This window comes from Leisingera sp. UBA4491 (assembly GCF_002388965.1).
Lineage (GTDB): Bacteria > Pseudomonadota > Alphaproteobacteria > Rhodobacterales > Rhodobacteraceae > Leisingera > Leisingera aquaemixtae.
Map to the genome: position 1 here is coordinate 78,914 of NZ_DGNN01000007.1, position 19,592 is coordinate 98,505.

Consider the following 19,592-nt stretch of genomic DNA (forward strand, 5'->3'; position numbering starts at 1 on the left):
CGGCTGCCGCCTCTCCGCACAGTTGCAGAGACGGGTGGCAGCCAAACCGCGAGGGCAGGATATGCCTCATGACCAGCAACCGAGCCGCGAACCATTGGTTCTGCTGCCGGGGATGATGTGCGACGGCCGGATCTTTGACGCTCAGATCAGGACATTTTCCGGCAGCATGCCGGTGATGGTGCTGCCGCTGGCAGGCGGCGACACGGTAGAGAAGATTGCCGCCCGGATGCTGAGCCACCTGCCGCCGCGCTTTGCCCTGGCGGGGATGTCGATGGGCGGGATCCTGGCGATGGAGCTGGTGCGACGGGCGCCGGAACGGATCAGCCGCCTGTGCCTGATAGGAGCAAGCCCGCTGGCGGAGACGCCGGAGCAGGCCGCCGACCGGGAGCCGCAAATCATTGCCGCACGCACCGGCCGGCTGGAGGATGTCCTGCGCGCGGCGCTGCCGATGGAAGCGCTGGCGCCGGGGCCGTCGCGGCTGGAGGTGCACAGACTGTTCTGCCACATGGGAATGGAGCTGGGGCCGGAACTGTATGTGGCGCAGGCGCGCGCCCTGCAGCGGCGGCCCGACCAGCAGGCCACGATGCGGCGGGTGCATGTGCCAACGCTGGTGCTGGCGGGGGAGCATGACACGATCGTGCCGCGTGCCAAGCAGGAGCTGCTGGCGCAGCTGATCCCGCACGCGCGGCTGGAGGTCATCCCGGAGGCAGGGCATTTCCCGGTGCTGGAGGCGCCCGATGCGGTGAACCGGGCGCTGCTGCACTGGCTGGCAGTGCCGGCCTAAGGGTAGAGCGCGGCGCGCTGTGCCTTGTTGAGCAGCTCGGGCTCGGCCACCGGTTTGCCGGTGTCCGCATCAAAGAATGGCGTGTCTTTCCAGCGGCCCGACAGGCGGGCGGTGATCATCCGGCTGAGGATGCCCAAGGCCATGGCGCCGCCGCCCTTGGTTCTGGACTGTTTGCCGGGAACGGGGAGGAAGGCCCTGGCGCGGATCTTGCCCAGGGCGGACGGATCCTGAAACAGGTTGGAGCGCATGCCGGCAAAGGGCAGGCCGGGCTTGGCCAGCGTGTTGGCAAAAGGCGTGCCGCAGCAGGCGGCGTACCAGCGCAAGGGGCCGCGGCGGCCCAAGCGGATCGCCCTCAGCTGCTCTGCGCCGTGGGTGATGGTGATGGTGTCGGGCGACAGCTGGAACAAATCGACCGGATCCGGGGCCGGATCCGGCTGGCCGTGGTACAGTTCGTTGGCGCGGCAGTCGGCGCAGTAGCAGACGACGCGGGTGCCGCCTTTGACACCCGCTGCTGAAACTTCGCCGCGCAAGGTCCCGCAATTGCAGGAGAATGCCAGGCCGCCGCCCATCCCGTCAGGCAGCCGTGTTCTTGTTGGCCGGTTTGCTGGCCGGTTTACGGGCCGGTGTGCTGCGGCTGTTGGCGTTCATGAAGTTGATCACCAGCGGGCGGATATTGTCGCGCCAGCTGCGGCCGGCAAAGATCCCGTAGTGGCCGGCGCCCGGTTCCAAATGGCTGGCCTTTTTGCTTTCCGGCAGGCCGGTGCAGAGGTCCAGCGCCGCGACGCACTGGCCGGGGGCGGAGATGTCGTCCTTGGCGCCTTCGACGGTCTTGACCGCCACATCGGTGATCTTGCTGAAATCGACCTTGTGGCCGTTGACGGTGAAGACGTTGCGGGCGATCTCGCGCTTCTTGAAGATGCGCTCCACCGTTGACAGGTAGAATTCGGCGGTCATATCCATCACCGCCAGGTATTCGTCGTAGAACCGGTTGTGGGCGTCGTGGTCCGAGGCTTCCCCGCGGGAGACGCGCTGGATCTGGTCCAGGAACGCCTTGGTATGGCGTTCGCCGTTCATCGACATGAAGGAGGCGAGCTGCAGCAGGCCAGGGTAGACCTTGCGCCCGACGCCCGGGTATTTGAAGCCGACCTGCTGGATCATGGTTTCCTCCAGCTGGCCCATGGTGACGCGGCGGCCGAAGTCAGTGACCTCCGTCGGGGTGGCGTCCGGATCCACCGGGCCGCCGATCAGGGTCAGCGAGGAAGGCTGCGCATCCGGCTCGCGCTCCGCCAGGTAGGCGGTGGCGGCAAGCGTCAGCGGCACCGGCTGGCAGACCGCGACGACATGGGTGTCCGGGCCCAGCTCCCGCATGAAGTCGACGAGGTAGAGCGTGTAGTCCTCGATATCGAATTTCCCTGCAGAAACAGGAATGTCGCGGGCATTGTGCCAGTCGGTCACATACACTTCGCAGTTCACCAGCAAGCTTTTGACGGTGGACCGCAGGAGGGTGGCGTAGTGGCCGGACATCGGCGCAACCAGCAGCACCTTGCGCGGCTGTTCTGCGCGCCCGTTGACCTTGAAATGGATCAGGTCGCCAAAGGGGCGTTCTACCACGGTGGTAATGTCGACCAAGTGGTCCTTGCCGTCTTCGCAGGTGAAGGTGCGGATGCCCCAGGCGGGTTTCACCACCATCCGCTGGTAGGTGCGTTCGGTCACTTCGCCCCAAGCCGCCATCCAGCTGAGCGCAGGATTTGGCAAGGCGGAAAAGACCGGGTAAGATGCCATGGAGAGGGCGGTGGCGCCCAGCCATTGGTTGGTGTTCCGGACGGTCTCCATCAGGTCGTAGGTCATCATGTATCGCATGCGCGTCTCCTTACGGGCTCTGTCCCCGCGTCATCGGACCAGAAAATCCGGAACATCGGACCAATCGCCGCTTTGCCCTGCCTTTTGCAGACGAGTATTCTGCATAGCAGAAAGCCTATGAGGGATTCCTTTATATGACAACTAGTGACGAAGTATCCGCAACGTCCAATTCTGAGAGCTTTGAAAAACTTAAGGAAAATATGATCCGCGTCGAGGAGCTGAGCAAGCGCCTGGCTGACGTTATGTCCCGGAAGGTGCCGCATAACCCGGCTCTGGACGGTCCGAATCAAGAGCTTTATGCGCGTGCAGCAACCGCCTATTGGACGGAGGCCATGCAGAATCCCGCCAAACTTCTGGAGCATCAGCTCGAATTCTGGAGCAAGTCTGTGCTGAATTTCGCCGAAGCGCAGAAAGCTCTGACCGGACAATTGGACAGCACGGATGACGGCGGCCCCACGGACCGCCGTTTTTCGAATCCGCTGTGGCAGAGCAGCCCGTACTTCAATTATGTCAGACAGCAGTACCTGACCAACGCCGAGGCGATCCGCAAGGCGGTGCAGAGTGCAGGTGAGATGGATGCCAAGGACAAGCAGCGTCTGAGCTACTTTGCCGATCAGATCATCGAAATGATGTCGCCGACCAATTTCCTGCCGACCAATCCGGACGCGCTGGAAAAGGCGGTGGAAACCGAGGGCCAGTCGCTGATCGACGGGCTGGAGAACCTGGTCACCGACCTGGAGGCCAACAACGGCGAGCTGGTGGTGCGGCTGGCGGATGAAAGCGCGTTTGAGCTGGGCGGCAACATCGCCACTACGCCGGGCGACGTGATCTACCGCAACCGGATGATGGAGCTGATCCAGTACAAGCCGGTGACGGACACTGTGCATGAAACCCCGATTGTGCTGTTCCCGCCCTGGATCAACAAATTCTACATCCTCGACCTGAAGGCGCAGAACAGCCTGATCAAATGGGTGACAGAGCAGGGCTACACGCTGTTTGTGGTGTCCTGGGTCAATCCTGACGCCAGCCTCGCCGATGTGGGGATGGAGGATTACATCCAAGAGGGCTTCCTGGCCGCGATCGAAAAGGCCAAGGAGGTCTGCAAGGCCGATCAGGTCAACGCGGTGGGCTACTGCATCGCGGGCACCACCCTGAGCCTGACCCTGTCGCTGCTGAAACAGCGCGGTGACAAATCGGTGAAATCGGCAACCTTCTTCACCACGCTGACAGACTTCGGCGACCAGGGCGAGTTCACCCCCTTCCTGCAGAACGATTTCGTCGACGGGATCGAGGCGCAGGTGGAACAGGAGGGGCTGCTGCGGTCGTGGGTGATTGCGCGCACCATGTCGTTCTTGCGCTCCAAGGACCTGATCTATGGCCCGGCAGTGAAAAGCTACATGATGGGCGAGACGCCGCCCGCCTTTGATCTGCTCTACTGGAACGGCGATGGCGCCAACCTGCCGGGGCGGATGGCGATCCAGTACCTGCGCGGCCTGTGCCAGAACAATGAATTCGCCGGCGAAGGGTTCGAGCTGATGGGCCACAAGCTGCAACTCAAGGACGTGGATGTGCCGGTGATGTCGATCACCTGCGAAACCGATCACATCGCCCGCTGGAAGGACTGTTACCGCGGCGTGCAGCAGATGGGGTCGCGCAGCAAAAGCTTTATCGTGTCGCAGTCCGGCCATATCGCAGGCATCGTCAATCCGCCCAGCAAGAAGAAGTACGGCCATTACACCAACGATGACCTGAAGGGGGACAGCGAGGCCTGGATGGAAGGCGCTCAGTACCACGAGGGGTCGTGGTGGCCGCGCTGGAATGACTGGCTCAAGAAACGGTCCGGCAAGCAGGTTCCCGCCCGCGAGGTGGGGGATTCGGGCTATCCCTCTTTGATGCCGGCGCCGGGATCCTATGTGAAGGTCAAGGCAAACCGTTGATATTGCAGGCGCAGAAATTTTTTCTGCGCCGCAGCATCAAAACCCTTGAAATGCTGCAGTGCAGCGCGCATATTCCTTTCATGCTAAGAGCGCAGGATGGTCCTGCTGCAGCTTTCTGAGGAATTAGAACTATGGCAAAGACCCAAGACTTCACCGCGATGATGAAAGACTTCATGGGCGCCTTCCCGGTTGACACCAAAGCAATGGAAGACGTCTTCAAAAACACCGCAGCCCTGAACGAGAAGCTGTCCGCCGTTGCGCTGGACGCTGCCGGCAAATCCGCCGAGATCTCCAGCAAGTGGACCAAAGAAACCATCGCCAAGCTGAGCGACGTTTCCAAGGTCAAGGCTGAGCCGGCCGACTACGCCAAGGCGGCAACCGACTTCGCCTCCGCTTCCGCTGAAGTGGCTGCCGAAAACATGGCTGCCTTCGCCGAAGTGGCCAAGAAGGTCCAGATGGACACCGTCGAACTGATGATGGCGGCCGGCAAGGACATGTCCGAAGAAGCAACCGCTGCGATGAAGAAGGCCACTGACGAGGTGACCACCGCAGCGAAAAAAGCTTCGACAGCTGCCAAGTAAGAACGACCACGATCCGGCCCTCGCTCTCCTCCCTGACGGAGCCGGACCGTGAAGAAGGACAGGCCGCAAGGCCTGTCCTTTTGCGTTTCAGGGGATCATTCGGGCAATCCAGCCTGCCGCAGGCCGTCGCAGTAATGCTCCAGATCCTGCGCCCTGGCAAAAGGCAGCGTCTTGCCGATGCGGGCCACCGAGAATTTCGGCTCAAGGTCCAGGATGCGCCCGCATTCGCGCGCGGCCGCGGGCCGGTTCCCCAGCTGCGCGTAGCAGGCCGCCAGATGGCGGTGCGGCGCCGGGAAGCCCGGAAACAGCTCAATCGCCTTAGACACCTCTGAAACCGCCGGATCATAGGCCCGGCACATGTAGAGCGCGAGCCCGCGGAACCAGTGGAAATAGGTCGGGTGGAACGGGTTCTGCGCCGTTGCCTGGTCCAGTTCGGCCAGCGCCTTTTCCGGCCTGCCCTGATAAATCAGCGACAGTCCGCGGAACGCCATGGCATCGGTATCGTTGGGGTTCAGCATCAGGGCGCGCTGGAAATGGTCCTCCGCCAGGGCGAAATTGCCCTTGCACAAATGCATCACGGCCAGCCTGCGCTGCGCAACGCTGTCGAGCGGGTCGATCCGGGCGGCATGGCGCAGCAGCGGAAAGGCCTTGTCCAGAGTGAGTTCCGCCGACATTGCCCAGCCGCTCATCCACTCCACCAGATAGGTCAGCGCCAGCCCGGAATAGGCGGTCGCATTGCCGAAATCGGCATCGCAGGCCTGCTGGTACAGGGTGCGGCACTTCTTAAGCCTGCCGCGGGAGTCCAGAATGACGGACTTGGCCTGCATCACCAGCTCCCGTGCGGTCAGCGTGCCGCGTTTTGACGCCAGCGCGGCGGACTTCTGCCGCGAGATGGATTGCAGCTGCGTCGCCAGGGTTTGAGTGATCTGCGCCGCCAGCACATCCTGCTGGGCGAAATCATTGGACAGATCCCGGTCATACCGGCCGCTCCACAGCGACAGGCCGCTGGTGCCATCGGACAGCGTGACAGTGATCCGCAGCCTGCCGGGCAGCTGCCGGACGCTGCCTTCGGCCAGGTAGCGGACGCCCAGCTCAGCCGCGACAACCGGCGCCCCGGCGCCGCTGGCGGCAAAGCGCTGCGCCGCATTGCGGGAGACAACGCGCAGCGCCCGGAACCGGGACAGGCCGATGGTGATGTCCTCGGTCAGCGTCTGCGCCATGGCTTCGGTGTGTTCGCTGGCGGGAGAGGCGCTGGAAAAGGGCAGCACCGCCACCGATGCCTCTGGCGAGGGGCCTTCCGGCTCCAGGGCGGGCAGCGAGTTGCCGGTGATGCGGTAGATCCGCACCGGTTCCGCGATATTGCGGACCTGCTGCAATCCGAGGTCGTCGAAGGCCGCGCCGACCCTGCCGCGGACCTGTTGATGCACGGTGCCGGAAATGCAGATCTCCCCCGGCGCGGCAAGGCTTTGCAAGCGGGCGGCGATATTCACGCAGTTGCCCAGCAGGTCTTCGCCGGCGGGGAACACCAGGCCCGCGTGGATGCCCATCCGCAGCCTCAGGCTCAGCCCGCGGGGGCCGTTGCGGCAGGCGGCGGCCTTGCTGGAAATCGCCATGGCCGCCTTGACTGCGGGCACTGCTGAAGGGAATTCCAGCAGGAACCCGTCACCCACTGTTTTGACAACCCGTCCTTCATGCTCCCGTGCCGCCGGGGCGATGATGCGGCTGCCCAGATCGCGGACCGCGGCAATGGTTTCCGCTTCCCGGGCCTCAGCCAAGGCGGAATATCCGGCCACATCAGCAATCAGTATGGCAGCTTGTTTTTGCCCGTCCCCTTGGTCAGCCATTTTCCCTAGTACCGCAGACTCGAAAGACCTGACGCTAATTGTATCATATTGAGAATTTTTTGGTGCTCTTTAGATGCAAAAAATATGATATCTGGTTCAATGTGTTCCGCTTCGGCGTCAAAAATGCGCAGTGCGGAAGTTAGAATGCTTCACCTGCCAGCCCGCCAGGCGGCGCAGCTTGCCGGACTCCATCTGCTGGTCCAATGCCGGCCCTTCTGCCCAAGCGCCGTGTTTGGTCAGCACATATTTCAAGCTGCGCACCACATAGCTAGCATCATGCGCGTGGCGGCGGGCAATCTCTGCAGTGATGTCCGCCACTGAAACCCCGGTTTCGGCGCTGGCGTTGAAGTGGCCGGTAAGCTGCGGCTGTTCCAGCAGCAGCCGGTAGGCCCGGGCCAGATCCGACCGGTGGACCAGCGGCCAGCGGGTGGTGATGCTGCCCCAGATCTCAAACGGCCTGGCGCTGCGGGCAGCCTCAAGATAGCGGCTGAAAACGCCGCCGCCCGCGTGGTAAACCATCGCCGGATGCACCACAGCGGCAGAGAGGGCAGGTGAGGCCAGAACCCTCTGGCCGTTTTCCTGCATCCAGGCAAAGGGTTTGATCGGCCGCAGCGGGCTGGCCTCATTGGCGATCCTGTCGCCGGTGGCGCCATAGAGCCAGCAGCCGCCGGTGTAGAGCAGCCGCAGCGGTTCAGGGCGCCGGGAGGCATGGTGCAGGATGGCGGTGATGGCCGTGGTGTCGGCCGCGGCCATGCCATCGCCGAAGGTGGCGGCCAGCTGGATCAGCGCATGGGCGCTGGCAACCTCCTGCACCCAGCCTTCGGGGCGGCGCAAATCGCCGCGCAGTGGCCGGGCGCCCATCGCGCCCAGCCTGCTGTCCGAGGCCGCCGAGCGGCTGAGGCCGGTGACTTGGTGGCCGCTGCGGACCAGTTCCCGGGTGACGGCGGTGCCGATGGATCCGGTGCCGCCGAGAATCAGAACTTTCATTTTCAATGCGCTCCTGCCGCGGAATGTGCTGCAGGACAGACCTGTAAAAGCTCAAGCCCGGTTCAGGTCAAGGCCTGCCGCAGCAGGCCGCCACCGGGGCTGGCAGGATCAAATGTTGCGGAAACGGCGCTGAGGCTTCCCTTTTGTTCTGCAGTGGCATAGGCTTTGCTGCGATGCGTCATGACCGGGGAGGGAACACATGGCAGAACAGGACAAACCCTTGCTGATCAAACGGTATGCCAGCCGCAGGCTGTATAATACCGAGACCAGCGATTACGTCACGCTGGAGGATATCGCGGGGTTTATCCGGGATGGCCGCGAGGTGCAGATCGTCGACCTGAAAACCGGCGATGACCTGACCCGCCAGTACCTGTTGCAGATCATTGCCGAGCATGAAAGCCGCGGAGAGAACGTGCTGCCGGTGAATGTGCTGAACGACCTGGTGCGCAGCTACATGGTGCCCGGCGGCGGGGTAATGCCGCAGTTCCTGCAGACCTCATTCGACATGCTGCGCGAAAGCCAGTCGAAAATGATGGAGAACATGACCGCAATGAACCCGATGGCCAAGATGCCGGGGTTCGAGGCGGTGAAGGCGCAGCAGGAGGCGTTCCTGAAGGCGATGACCAGCGGCTTTGGCACGGCGGGCTGGACCGGCGGCGGGCGCGAGGAGGAGAAATCCGGCGGCAGCGGCGAAGATCTGGACGATATCAAGAAGCAACTGGCGGAGCTGCAGGAAAAGCTGTCGAAGATGAAGTGAGGCTGAGCGGCTCGCGCCGGCAGAAAATCCCACAGAAAAGCCCCCGGTCCAGCTTGGCGGGGGCTTTTTCTATAAGGGGGCTTGGTGCAGGGTATGGTGCAGGGTTATGTCACGACCCGGCTTCGACCTTCAGCACATTGTGCAGCCGGTGGTATGGCGCGTTCTTCACGATCTCGTCCAGGGTTTTGGCTTCAGCTGCTGGCCGCGCGCGCAGGAACAGATAAGCGCTGGCGCCAAAAGACAGGGCGCAGGCGCCGACGATTGTGCTGACGATGACTGTTTCGAGTCCCATGGCTTCAAACATGCGTTTCTCCGGTTGCTTCCCCTATATAAGGCAACAAAGCTGAAAATTCCATATCACTTCCCGTCCGCGCCGAGCTTACCGGCTTCCAGCACGTGGCGGGCAAGGGTTTCGGCGCTGTCGCGCTCCTGCGCGCGGTGGCGCATTTTCACCCGGCCGCCGATCCGGGAGGCGGTTGCGAAGATGAACCCCGAAAACGACAGCAGGATGAGGCCAAAGGCCAGCCCCCCGGTCACCGTGCCTGCAATCGCCGCGCCGAAGCTTGCCAGCAGCGCGCCGGCTGCCAGCCGCTGCGCCCATTGGCCGATCACCTGATCCGCGTCGCGGGCCTGCGCCTCAGCCTCTGCCGACTCGGTGGCAAAGGCGGTCAGCAGGTCGGCCACGGCAAGACCGCAGTCCGGGTCATTGGCGGCGCGGATGGCGGCCAGCAGCGCGGCGCGTTCTGCCCGGTCCGACACAACCGCGCCGATGATCCGGCTCAGGTCGCCCTTGGGGATCGGATCCCCCATGCTCAGGGAGTTTGCCATCGCAACCAGCGCGGTTGCCGGGCGCCGCTTGAATTTCAATGGAGCTTTCATGGCGGCAAGGTGGACGGCACACGCCCGGATTGCAATCACGAAAAAGCCCCGGCGCAGGGCCGGGGCTGCAACTGTCAGGTCTTGGCTGCGTCTCAGGCGGCGGCCTTGCCCATGGTATCTTCAACCGCACCCAGCAGGATATCCGCGATCACGTCCAGCTCTGCCCGGCTGAGGCGGACCGGCAGGCGTACGTCGCAGGCCTTCATCAGCATGGCGCGGGTCTGCGGCAGATCGGGCAGGTCGCGCAAGAACTGCCAGTTCCAGAAGGCACGGGCGTTGTCGGTGGACAGGCCAAAGACCTGCACCTTGACGCCCTTGGCCTCCGCCGCGGCGGCAAAGGCGCGGGTCTGGTCTTCGCTGAGGCCCGCCAGGTTGAACTGGATCGAATCCGGCGCGCGGCGTTCCGGGCCCAGCGGTGCGGGCACGTCGAAGAAGGGGGAGGCGTTCAGCCGGGCTGCCACATAGTCGTGATTGGCCAGCCCGTCGCGCACCCGGCGCGCCAGTTCCGGCAGCTGCGGGCGGATCACGGCCGCCGACAGGTTGCTCATCCGCAGGTTATAAAGCGGCAGCTGGTTCTGCCACTTGGCAAAGGCCTGCGCCAGCTCCGGCGTGTTATCGCTGTGCGGGCCCTTGTGCTTTTTCCAGTTGTGCTCATAGGCACCGGACATAATCACGGCGCGCGCAATCAGGTCGGCGTCGTCAGTGATCAGGATGCCGCCTTCGCCAGCGTTGACCATTTTGTAGGACTGGAAGGAGAAGCAGCCCACCTTGCCGATGGTGCCGATGTTCCGGCCGTTCCAGGTGGTGCCCAGCGAATGGGCCGCGTCCTCGACCACCGGGATGCCGCGGGCATCGCACAGCGCCATGATCGCATCCATATCGGAGGTATGGCCGCGCATGTGGCTGATGATCACCGCTTGCACGCTGTCCAGCTTGGCTTCGAAATCGCCCAGATCGATGCGGTAGTTGTCAGCCACCTCGCACAGCACCGGCACGCAGTCGGCATGCACGACCGAGGACGGCACGGCGGCAAAGGTGAAGGCCGGGATCAGCACCCGGGCATCGCGGGGCAGGCCAAGCGCCTTCAGCGACAGGAACAGCGCCGCCGAGCAGGAGGAGACTGCCAGCGCGTATTTGCTGCCCAGCAGTTCAGCGTATTCCTGTTCCAGCAGCGTGACCGGAGCGTCATCAGGCGCCGTGTAGCGGAAAAGATCGCCCGATTGCATCAGCGCGTCGATGGCCTCGCGGGCGGCTGCGGGAATGGGCTCAGCGTCATGAACGTTGGGCGGCAGGGCCATATTTCAAAATCCTGAATTGTTGCTTCAGGAAACATAAAACTAACCAGTGCTGCTGCCAAGAGGGGACGCGGCGGAATTTGCCGCGCCCCGGCAAAATTTCACAGGATTGTTGCGAAGTTGCGCGAAAACCGGCTCAGGAGCGCCTAAACGCCAAGCCGGTCGCGCAGGGCAAACCAGGTCATCGCCAGCACCAGGAGCGGCGAGCGCATCCGCGGCCCGCCGGGAAAGCGCGGGGCAGGAACGCGGGCCAGGGTGTCAAACCCCTCTGCCCGGCCCTGGATCGCCTGCGCCATCAGCTTGCCCGCATGGGTGGCAGTGCCGACACCGTGGCCGGAATAGCCCGAGGCGGTCAGCACGTTGGGCGCCAGCCGCGCCAGATAGGGCATCCGCTTCATGGTGATACCCAGGGTGCCGCCCCAGGCGTAATCGATCTTCACGTCCTTCAAGTGCGGAAAGATCTCCGTCATCGGCTTGCGCACGGTGGCCTGGATATCGGAGGGGAAGCGGTAGCCATAGCTTTCGCCGCCGCCGAACAGCAGCCGCTTGTCATGGCTGAGTCGGAAGTAGTTGACCACGAATTTGGTATCCGCCACCGCCACGTCGCGGGCCAGCACCCGGGCGACGTCCTCGCCCAGCGGCTCAGTCGCCACCACGAAGTTGTTGATCGGCATGACCCGCGCGGCCACCTGGCCATTCAGGCCGCCAAGATAGCCGTTGCAGGCAAGGATCAGATGATCGGCGGTGACGCTGCCGCCCGCGGTGCGGATGCGCAGCTTGGCGCCTTCCTCGATCTCCAGAACCTCGCTGCCCTCGTGGATGACGGCTCCGGCAGCCGCAGCCGCACGGGCCAGGCTGAAGGCATAGTTCAACGGATGCAGATGCCCCGCACCGTGATCCAGAATGCCGCCCTTATAGGCGGGCGAGGGGCACATGGCCCAGCAGGCGTCCTTGCCGAGCAGCTCAATGCTGCCGTAGCCGTAGCGGTCCTGCAGGTGGCGGCCATAGTCATGCAGCTCTGCCGCCTCCTTTTCGGAAAAGGCGGTCCAGGCGACGCCGGGTTTCAAGTGGCAGTCCTGGCCGTGGCGGGCGATCAGCGATTTCACCAGATCCTTGGCATCCTCACCCAGCTGCCAGAGCTTCTGCGCCTCCGGCCCGCCCATCAGCGCCTCCAGACCCTCCTGGTCCATGCGCTGGCCGCTGCCGAGCTGGCCGCCGTTGCGCCCGGAGGCGCCAAAGCCCACCCGCTGCGCGTCCAGCAGCACCACGGACATTCCCGCTTCGGCCAGATGCAGCGCTGCCGACAGCCCGGTATAGCCGCCGCCCACAACGCAGACGTCCGCGGCCACCGCGCCGTCAAGGGCTGCAAAGCGCTCCATCGGAATGGCCGTCGCCGCATACCAGCTGTCCGGGTACTCGCCCTTGCGGTCATTGGAATAGAGCAGGTTCATCCCCATCACGCACCTCATCAGGAGCAGGCCCGCCAGCGCGTCGCCTGCTCTTCATCTTTCTGTAAATACTCAATTGCACGGGCGCTGCACCGGGGCGCAGCGCCTGAGGTTTCAGACGTTCATCAGCAGGTGCTCTCGCTCCCAGGGCGAGATCACCTGCAGGAACTCCTCGTACTCCGCGCGTTTTACGATGGAGTAGACACGGGCGAAATCCGGGCCCAGCACCTCATGCAGGGCGGTGGCCTCCTCGAACATGTCGAGCGCCTCGCCCATCACCTGCGGAATGTCGCCATCCCCGTCATAGGCATTGCCCTTGAACTGCTTGCGCGGACGCTGCTCCTCGATCAGGCCGAGATAGCCGCAGGCCAGTGACAGGGCGATGCCCAGATAGGGGTTGCAGTCCATGCCTGCGATGCGGTTTTCCACCCGCCGCGCTTCAGGACCGGACAGCGGGATTCGGATGCCGGTGGTGCGGTTGTCGCGCGCCCATTCCAGATTGATCGGCGCGGCGTGGTCCTTCACGTAGCGGCGGTAGGAGTTCACATAGGGCGCCATGACCGCAAGACCCGCGGGCAGGTGGTTCTGCAGCCCGGCGATGAAGTGGAAGAATGCATCGGTCTCGCCGCCCTGCGGGCCTGAGAAGATGTTCTCTCCGGTTTCGATGTCGATCACCGAATGGTGGATGTGCATCGCGGAACCGGGCTCATCCTCGATCGGCTTGGCCATAAAGGTGGCAAAGCAATCGTGACGCAGCGCTGCCTCGCGGATCAGCCGCTTGAAGTAGAACACCTCATCCGCCAGCTTGACCGGGTTGCCGTGGCGCAAGTTGATTTCCAGCTGGCCGGCGCCGCCTTCCTGGGTGATGCCGTCGATCTCGAACCCCTGCGCCTCGGCAAAGTCGTAGATGTCGTCGATCACGGGGCCGAATTCGTCGACCGCGGTCATCGAATAGGCCTGCCGTGCAGCCGCCGGGCGGCCGGAGCGGCCCATCATCGGCTTGATTTCATGCGCCGGGTCCAGGTTGCGCGACACCAGGAAGAATTCCATTTCCGGCGCCACAACCGGCTTCCAGCCTTGGTCGTGATAAAGCTGCACCACCCGCTTCAGCACGTTGCGCGGGCTGTAGGGGATCGGATCGCCGTCCCGGTCATAGGCATCATGGATCACCTGCAGTGTCCAGTCCGCGGTCCAGGGCGCGGCCGTGGCCGTGGACATGTCCGGCTTCAGGGTCATGTCCTTTTCGATCCAGCCGTCGTCATCCGCAGCATCGGCCCAGTCGCCGGTGATGGTCTGGTAAAAGATGCTGTCCGGCAGATGGAAAAAATCGGTCTTTGCAAATTTCGATGCCGGTACCGCCTTGCCACGGGCGATACCGGGAAGGTCCGAGATAACGCATTCAACTTCGTCGAGACGACGGCCCTCCAGATAGGATTTTGCTGCATCGGGAAGGGCGTCGAGCCAGGCTGACATTAGGTCCTCTCTTTCCTGTAAAACTCTGCGAGGAAGGTTGCGATGTTTTGATTATCCACGGGGGCATCCAGACCGGCAGCAGCGCGGTCGAGCACCTCGTCGGGCACCACGCCGCGGCCGCGTTTTTCGATCAGGCCGCCGACAAAGGCGCTGGGAAACTCGGGGTGGGGCTGCCAGGAGATGATGTGGTCGCCATAAGCCAGGATGCCGTTGCGGCAGAAATCATTGCCGCCCAGCACCCGCGCGCCCTCGGGCAGCTCCACCACCTGGTCCTGGTGCCAGGCGTTCAGGGTCAGCGGGCCGTCCTGCGTCTGGTAGGTGACGCGGCCCACAGCCCAGCCGCCTTCGAACTTGGCGACCTTTCCGCCAAGCGCTTGGGCGATGATCTGATGGCCAAAGCAGATGCCGGCCAGCGGCTGTTTGCTGGCGTGGATGGCGCGGATCAGGTCCTCCAGCGGCGGGATCCAGGCGTGATCCTCATAGGCGCCATGCCTGGAGCCGGTGATTAGCCAGCCGTCGGCGTCCTGCGGCCCGTCCGGGAAGATGCCGTCCACCACGGCCCAGGTCTGAAACTCGAACCCCTTGCCATCCAGCATGCCGCGGAACATGCCGTCGTAATCGCCGAACGGTTCATACAGGTCTTCGGGGGAGTGGCCGGTTTGCAGGATGCCGATTTTCATAAGTCACCAGTCAGAAGAAGTTCGCTGCACGGGACGGTAGCCCGCCGCCAGGACGGCGGGCAAGCCACCGTTAGGTCAGACCGTATCCAGGTAGATCTCCACCCGCTCTTCCGGGGTGAGTTCTTCCATGTAATGCAGCTCCTGGCGCTTGGTCAGCACCATGTTGCGGATCATCTCGGCGGAGAAGAACTGCGGGATGACGTCCGAGTTCTCGAACGCGTCAATGGCGCTTTGCCAGGTGTTGGGCACCTGCGGCAGGTCCAGCGCATAGGCGTTGCCGGTGATCGGCTCCGAAGGCTCGATCTTGTTCTCGATCCCATAAAGCGCGGCGCCGAGAATGGCGGTCAGCATCAGATAGGGGTTCACGTCGCCGCCCGCAAAGCGGTGCTCGATCCGGCGCGCCTTGGGGCTGCCGGAGGGCACGCGGATCGCGGCGGTGCGGTTCTCGTAGGCCCAGCAGATGCCGGTGGGGGCGTGGGCGCCCGGCACCATCCGGTCATAGCTGTTGCCGTGCGGCGCAAACACCAGGGTGGAATCGCCCATTGCCTTCAGGCAGCCGCCGACGGCGTGGCGCATGGCATCGGTGCCCTTGGGGCCGCCGTCGTCAAAGATGTTGTTGCCGTCCTGATCCAGCACCGAGAAATGGGTGTGCAACCCGTTGCCGGCGTAGTCCTCATACGGTTTGGCCATGAAGCTGGCGGCAAAACCGTGGCGGCGGGCAAGGCCCTTTACCAGCATCTTGAACAGCCAGGCGTCATCGGCGGCGCGCAGCGCGTCGGGGCCGTGCATCAGGTTGATTTCGAACTGGCCCAGGCCCGCCTCGGAAATCGCGGTGTCGGCCGGGATGTCCATGTCCTCGCAGGCGTCGTAGAGATCGGTGAAGAAGGTGTCGAACTGGTCCAGCGCCCGGATCGACATGGTTTCCGCCGCCTTGCGGCGCTTGCCGGACCGCGGCGACGTCGGCACCTGCAGGTTCTTGCCGCTGTCGTCGATCAGGAAGAATTCCAGCTCCACCGCGACCACCGGGGTCAGCCCCAGCGCCTTGTAGCGGTCCACCACGGCGCGCAGTGCGTGGCGCGGGTCACCTTCGTAGGCGCGCCCGTCTTCACGGTACATCCAGATCGGCAGCAGCGCCGAAGGCGCGTCCAGCCAGGGCATCGGCACAAAGCCGCGCTCGGTCGGCTTCAGCACCCCATCGGCATCGCCGCTCTCAAACACCAGCGGGCTGTCGTCGATATCCTCGCCCCAGATGTCCAGGTTCAGAACCGACAGCGGAAAGCGGGTGCCTTCCTCGACCGCCTTGTCGGCAAAGCGGGCAGGGACGCGTTTGCCCCGGGCCTGACCGTTGATGTCCGCCGCCGCAACGCGGATGGTGCGCACATGCGGGTTTTTCCTGAGCCAGTTCTTCATCTAATCACCTGACGGTTTCGGGGGCACCGCCGGCCGCCAGCGCCCCCGGACGGGGCGCAGCAGGGCCGGGGCAGCTTATCACCCCTGGTCCAATTTTTGATCATAATCCAGCGCGGCCTAGGGTTTGCCCATGAACTCGCAGGATTCTGCGGCCGGACACCTGGGTACTGAATTTGATCAAATAATGGATACTACCGGATCAGATTAGGACGCAAGCGAAATTTTCTCCGCCGTTCCTGGGGCAGGTGCTTGTTCAGGTGTTTGTTCACCGCGCCGAAGATGGCGATGATCACCAGCGTCAGCAAGATGAAGTAGAACGCCAGGATCGGGTAGGGGACAAACGGGTTGAAGGTCTTGTCCGCGAAGTAGCTGGCGTAATACAGCGCATCGCCCTGCTGCCGCCAGGCCGGGAAGCCGGAGAAGAACACCAGCGTGGTGGCGTGGAACAGGAAAATCGCCTCGTTGGTGTAGGCGGGCCAGGCCAGCCGCAGCATGGTCGGGAAGGTGATGCGGCGGAACCGGGTCCAGCCGGACATGCCATAGGCGTCCGCGGCCTCGATATCGCCCTTGGGGATCGACAGCAGCGCGCCATAGAAGATCTCCCCCGAATAGGCGGCGGTGTTGAAGAACAGCACGACCAGGGCGCCCAGCCAGGCCGAGGTGAACGGGTCAAAGAAGCTGGAGACGCTTTTCAGGCTGAGGAAGCAGGCATAGGCAAAGAAGAACTGGATGAACAGCGGGCTGCCGCGGAACACGAAGATGAACCACTCCGCCGGTTTGCGCCACAGCGGGTTGGGGCTGGACTTGCCCACCGCCAGCGCCACCGCCAGGAAAAAGCCGGTCGCCAGCGCCAGCGCGCCGAAGTAGACATTCCAGATCAGGCCGGAGCCGATCAGGGTGAAATGCTCGCACAGGGTATATTCGCCGCGCGGCAGCAGCCGTTCGCCAATCCCCAGGGAGCGGAAGGCATAGGCCTGGATGGTTTCAACGCAACTCATGCCGCTGCCTTTCTTTGTGCTTCGCCGCCCGCTGTGGCCTGGCCTTTGGTCAGGCGCTTCATGATCCGGGCCAGAACCACTTCGGACACCTTGGTGAAGCAGAGGTAGAACACCAAGAGCGCCGCAAAATACCAGACATGCCAGTTCGGATGCGGGTATTCCGTGAAACGCTCGGTCTTGGTGCCGCCCAGCTCCCGCGCCCAGTAAACGATGTCCTCGACCCCCAGCAGGAACAAAAGCGGCGTCGCCTTGATCAGCACCATCCACAGGTTCGACAGGCCCGGCAGCGCATAGACCCACATCTGCGGCACCAGAATGCGCCAGAACGCCTGGCGTGTGGTCATGCCATAGGCCTCGGCGGTTTCGATCTGGGCGCGCGGAACGGCCCGCATGGCGCCGTACAGAACGTTGGCGGCAAAGGCCCCGAAGACGATCGAGAAGGTCAGAACCGCCAGGAAAAAGCCGTAGGTTTCATGCACCCACTGCGGCGATGCGGACAGCGGCAGCTTGGCTGCGTCGCAGACCACAAAGTCGATGCCCTGCCGGATCGGCTGATCCCAGTCCGGGCATTTCACCTTGTGGCGCATCCACTCGAACGCCTGGTCCAGCGCGATAACGAAAAACAGGAAGAAGGCAATGTCCGGCACGCCCCGCACGATGCTGGTATAACCCTTTCCGAACCAGCGCAGCGGCAGGAACTTGGAGCGGGCGGCGCTGGCGGCGCCGAAGCCGAACAGCAGCGCAACCGGGGCGGTGATGGCCAGCAGGACCAGAACCACGACGACCGAGATGTAAAGGTTCAAGTGCTTGCCCGTGGTCAGGTAGCAGCTGAGCCAGCTCAGCCCCTCAAGCGTGGACGGGTCCGTGCAATAGGAAAACATGTTAGTGCCTGTCTTTCTCCGGCCGTGCCCGGCAGCATGGCCGCCGGAAGAGAATGAATGAGGCCCGCGCGCCGCGGCGGCGGGCCTGCAGATCCTGGAACAGGATCAGATTACCACTGGGAGGACACTTCCCACTTGGCGATCAGTTCGTTCAGCGAGCCGTCATCTTTCATCGACTGGATCGCCGCATCGAACTTGCCGCGCAGCTCAGCGTCCGACTCGCGGAAGCCCATGCCGACGCCGCCGCCCAGAGCTTCGGTCTTTTCGAGCATCACCAGATCGTCACCAACCACGGTGTCGAGGAAGCTCTTGTCGGCCAGAACCGCGTCAGCTTCGCCGTTGCGCACGGCGGCGACGGTTTCTTCCGGGGTGGCAAACTCAACCAGGGTCCAGCCCTGCTCGGCCACAAAGGCGGCCTGGATGGTGGTGGCCTGGGCGGCAATCACGCCGGATTCCAGGTCGATGTCTGCCGACTGGGCAACATAGGCGGACGGATCCGGCGGCGTGTAGGGCTGGGTGAAGTCAATGACCTCGTCACGCTCGTCGGTGATCGACATGCCGGCGATGATGGTGTCGTAGTTGCCGGACACCAGGTTCGGAATGATCGAATCCCAGTCGTTCTTGACCCACTCGCAGGTCAGCTCGGCACGCTTGCACAGCTCGTCGCCCAGTTCGCGCTCGAAACCGTCGATTTCGCCCGCGTCGTTGACGAAGTTCCACGGCGCATAGGCGCCTTCGGTGCCAAGGCGCACCGTCTCCGCCAGGCCCATGCCCGCGGACAGCGCCAGGGCGGCGGTGCCAAGGATCAGTGATTTCATGAGTATACTCCCGTTTTTGGTTGGTTGTTGGACTTGTTTGTTATTGCTCAATGCGCGTGGCGCGTCGAGGACAGGAAGGCGCGCAGCCGCTCGGAGCGGGTGCCGCCAAAGACTTCGTCGGGGGTGCCTTCTTCTTCGATCAGGCCCTGGTGCAGGAAGACAACGTGGCTGGAGACGTCGGCAGCCATTTTCATGTCATGGGTCACGATCATCATGGTGCGGCCTTCGGCAGCCAGGTCCTTGATCACCCTGATCACTTCCTGTTCCAGCTCCGGATCAAGGGCGGAGGTGGGCTCGTCAAACAGCAGCGCCTCGGGTTCCATGCACAGCGCGCGGGCAATCGCGGCGCGCTGCTGCTGGCCGCCCGACAGCTGGGCCGGGTAGACATCGCATTTGTCGCCGATCCCGACCTTGGTCAGGTAATAGCGGGCTTTCTCCTCCACCTCAGACTTGTCGCGGCCCAGCACGGTGACCGGCGCTTCCATCACGTTCTGCAGGATGGTCATATGGGCCCACAGGTTGAACTGCTGGAATACCATACTGAGATTGGTGCGGATGCGCAGGATCTGCTTGGCGTCGGAGGGGCGGCGGTTCAGCCCCTGGCCGGTCCAGGTGACGGGTTCGCCCTTGAACAGGATCTCGCCTTCCTGGCTGTCTTCCAGCAGGTTGCAGCAGCGCAGAAGGGTGGACTTGCCCGACCCCGAAGACCCGATCAGCGAAACCACATCCCCCTTGTGGGCGGTGATATCCACGCCTTTGATCACTTCCAGCTCACCATAGGATTTGTGCAGGCCGCGGATTTGCAGAACGGGCGTTGTATCGGTCAAGGTGTCGTTGTCCCTATGAGTGGAAATTCGTTCTTATTGGACCGAAAAAAAGACCGAATGCAACGTTCAAACCGCACAAGCTGGCACCGCAGGCCGCAAAACGGGGGAGTGTGCCGCCGTTTTGGAAGGGGCG

At 63.4% G+C, this 19,592-nt stretch carries 19 protein-coding genes; 4 read left to right on the plus strand and 15 right to left on the minus strand.

The window, feature by feature from the left end; genetic code table 11:
* Positions 1-61: 61 nt before the first annotated feature.
* Complete coding sequence (locus tag B2P87_RS02675; protein WP_141890644.1) at positions 62-784, plus strand: alpha/beta fold hydrolase; 723 nt, start codon at positions 62-64, stop codon at positions 782-784.
* On the opposite strand, the gene B2P87_RS02680 is transcribed toward B2P87_RS02675, so the two are convergent.
* Together B2P87_RS02680 and phaZ are read right to left on the minus strand one after the other, a co-directional pair.
* Positions 781-1,353, minus strand: coding sequence for a DUF6151 family protein (locus B2P87_RS02680; protein ID WP_141890643.1), 573 nt, complete (start codon positions 1,351-1,353; stop codon positions 781-783). The genes B2P87_RS02675 and B2P87_RS02680 overlap by 4 nt on opposite strands.
* A 4-nt stretch (positions 1,354-1,357) precedes the next feature.
* Positions 1,358-2,644 carry a polyhydroxyalkanoate depolymerase gene (gene phaZ, locus B2P87_RS02685; protein ID WP_141890642.1) on the minus strand — a complete coding sequence of 429 codons (1,287 nt, stop codon included), beginning with the start codon at positions 2,642-2,644 and terminating at the stop codon, positions 1,358-1,360.
* 134 nt (positions 2,645-2,778) lie between these two features.
* Here phaZ and B2P87_RS02690 point away from each other — a divergent pair, with 134 nt between their 5' ends.
* A complete protein-coding gene (locus B2P87_RS02690) occupies positions 2,779-4,581 on the plus strand; it encodes a PHA/PHB synthase family protein (protein ID WP_141890641.1) in 1,803 nt (600 codons plus the stop codon).
* Between the two features lie 131 nt (positions 4,582-4,712).
* Positions 4,713-5,162 carry a phasin, PhaP gene (locus B2P87_RS02695; protein WP_141890640.1) on the plus strand — a complete coding sequence of 150 codons (450 nt, stop codon included), beginning with the start codon at positions 4,713-4,715 and terminating at the stop codon, positions 5,160-5,162.
* A gap of 95 nt (positions 5,163-5,257) precedes the next feature.
* On the opposite strand, the gene B2P87_RS02700 is transcribed toward B2P87_RS02695, so the two are convergent.
* Both B2P87_RS02700 and B2P87_RS02705 read right to left on the minus strand, forming a co-directional pair.
* Entirely contained in the window at positions 5,258-7,006 is a 1,749-nt protein-coding gene (locus B2P87_RS02700; protein ID WP_141890639.1) for an adenylate/guanylate cyclase domain-containing protein, read from the minus strand.
* A 117-nt stretch (positions 7,007-7,123) separates the two neighbouring features.
* Positions 7,124-7,993, minus strand: a complete 870-nt coding sequence (locus B2P87_RS02705; RefSeq protein ID WP_141890638.1) for an NAD-dependent epimerase/dehydratase family protein — start codon at positions 7,991-7,993, stop codon at positions 7,124-7,126.
* 199 nt (positions 7,994-8,192) lie between these two features.
* On the opposite strand from B2P87_RS02705, the gene phaR reads away from it, so the two are divergent.
* A complete protein-coding gene (phaR, locus tag B2P87_RS02710) occupies positions 8,193-8,750 on the plus strand; it encodes a polyhydroxyalkanoate synthesis repressor PhaR (protein ID WP_058287827.1) in 558 nt (185 codons plus the stop codon).
* Between the two features lie 109 nt (positions 8,751-8,859).
* Here phaR and B2P87_RS02715 read toward each other — a convergent pair whose 3' ends face one another.
* From B2P87_RS02715 to B2P87_RS02765, 11 genes are all read right to left on the minus strand, one after another.
* Positions 8,860-9,042 (minus strand): hypothetical protein, encoded by a 183-nt coding sequence (locus B2P87_RS02715; protein ID WP_244270270.1) that lies wholly within the window; start codon positions 9,040-9,042, stop codon positions 8,860-8,862.
* 65 nt (positions 9,043-9,107) lie between these two features.
* Complete coding sequence (locus tag B2P87_RS02720; protein WP_286851711.1) at positions 9,108-9,629, minus strand: hypothetical protein; 522 nt, start codon at positions 9,627-9,629, stop codon at positions 9,108-9,110.
* A 92-nt stretch (positions 9,630-9,721) separates the two neighbouring features.
* Positions 9,722-10,927 (minus strand): DegT/DnrJ/EryC1/StrS family aminotransferase, encoded by a 1,206-nt coding sequence (locus B2P87_RS02725; protein WP_141890636.1) that lies wholly within the window; start codon positions 10,925-10,927, stop codon positions 9,722-9,724.
* A gap of 143 nt (positions 10,928-11,070) precedes the next feature.
* Positions 11,071-12,381, minus strand: a complete 1,311-nt coding sequence (locus B2P87_RS02730; protein ID WP_208764536.1) for an NAD(P)/FAD-dependent oxidoreductase — start codon at positions 12,379-12,381, stop codon at positions 11,071-11,073.
* 105 nt (positions 12,382-12,486) lie between these two features.
* Positions 12,487-13,845: a glutamine synthetase family protein gene (locus B2P87_RS02735; RefSeq protein WP_141890635.1), complete on the minus strand. Its 1,359-nt coding sequence runs from the start codon at positions 13,843-13,845 to the stop codon at positions 12,487-12,489.
* The gene (locus tag B2P87_RS02740; RefSeq protein ID WP_058287822.1) at positions 13,845-14,525 is read right to left on the minus strand and encodes a type 1 glutamine amidotransferase; all 681 of its coding nucleotides are present in this window, start codon (positions 14,523-14,525) and stop codon (positions 13,845-13,847) included. Before B2P87_RS02740 ends, B2P87_RS02735 begins: the two co-directional genes overlap by 1 nt.
* Positions 14,526-14,600: 75 nt before the next feature.
* A complete protein-coding gene (locus tag B2P87_RS02745) occupies positions 14,601-15,935 on the minus strand; it encodes a glutamine synthetase family protein (RefSeq protein WP_141890634.1) in 1,335 nt (444 codons plus the stop codon).
* A 191-nt stretch (positions 15,936-16,126) separates the two neighbouring features.
* A complete protein-coding gene (locus B2P87_RS02750) occupies positions 16,127-16,933 on the minus strand; it encodes an ABC transporter permease (protein ID WP_141890633.1) in 807 nt (268 codons plus the stop codon).
* A complete protein-coding gene (locus tag B2P87_RS02755) occupies positions 16,930-17,814 on the minus strand; it encodes an ABC transporter permease (RefSeq protein WP_058287819.1) in 885 nt (294 codons plus the stop codon). Before B2P87_RS02755 ends, B2P87_RS02750 begins: the two co-directional genes overlap by 4 nt.
* A gap of 110 nt (positions 17,815-17,924) precedes the next feature.
* Positions 17,925-18,632, minus strand: a complete 708-nt coding sequence (locus tag B2P87_RS02760) for a transporter substrate-binding domain-containing protein (RefSeq protein ID WP_027238074.1) — start codon at positions 18,630-18,632, stop codon at positions 17,925-17,927.
* 47 nt (positions 18,633-18,679) lie between these two features.
* On the minus strand, positions 18,680-19,459 hold the full coding sequence (locus B2P87_RS02765; protein WP_027238073.1) for an ABC transporter ATP-binding protein: 780 nt from the start codon (positions 19,457-19,459) through the stop codon (positions 18,680-18,682).
* Positions 19,460-19,592: the final 133 nt, after the last annotated feature.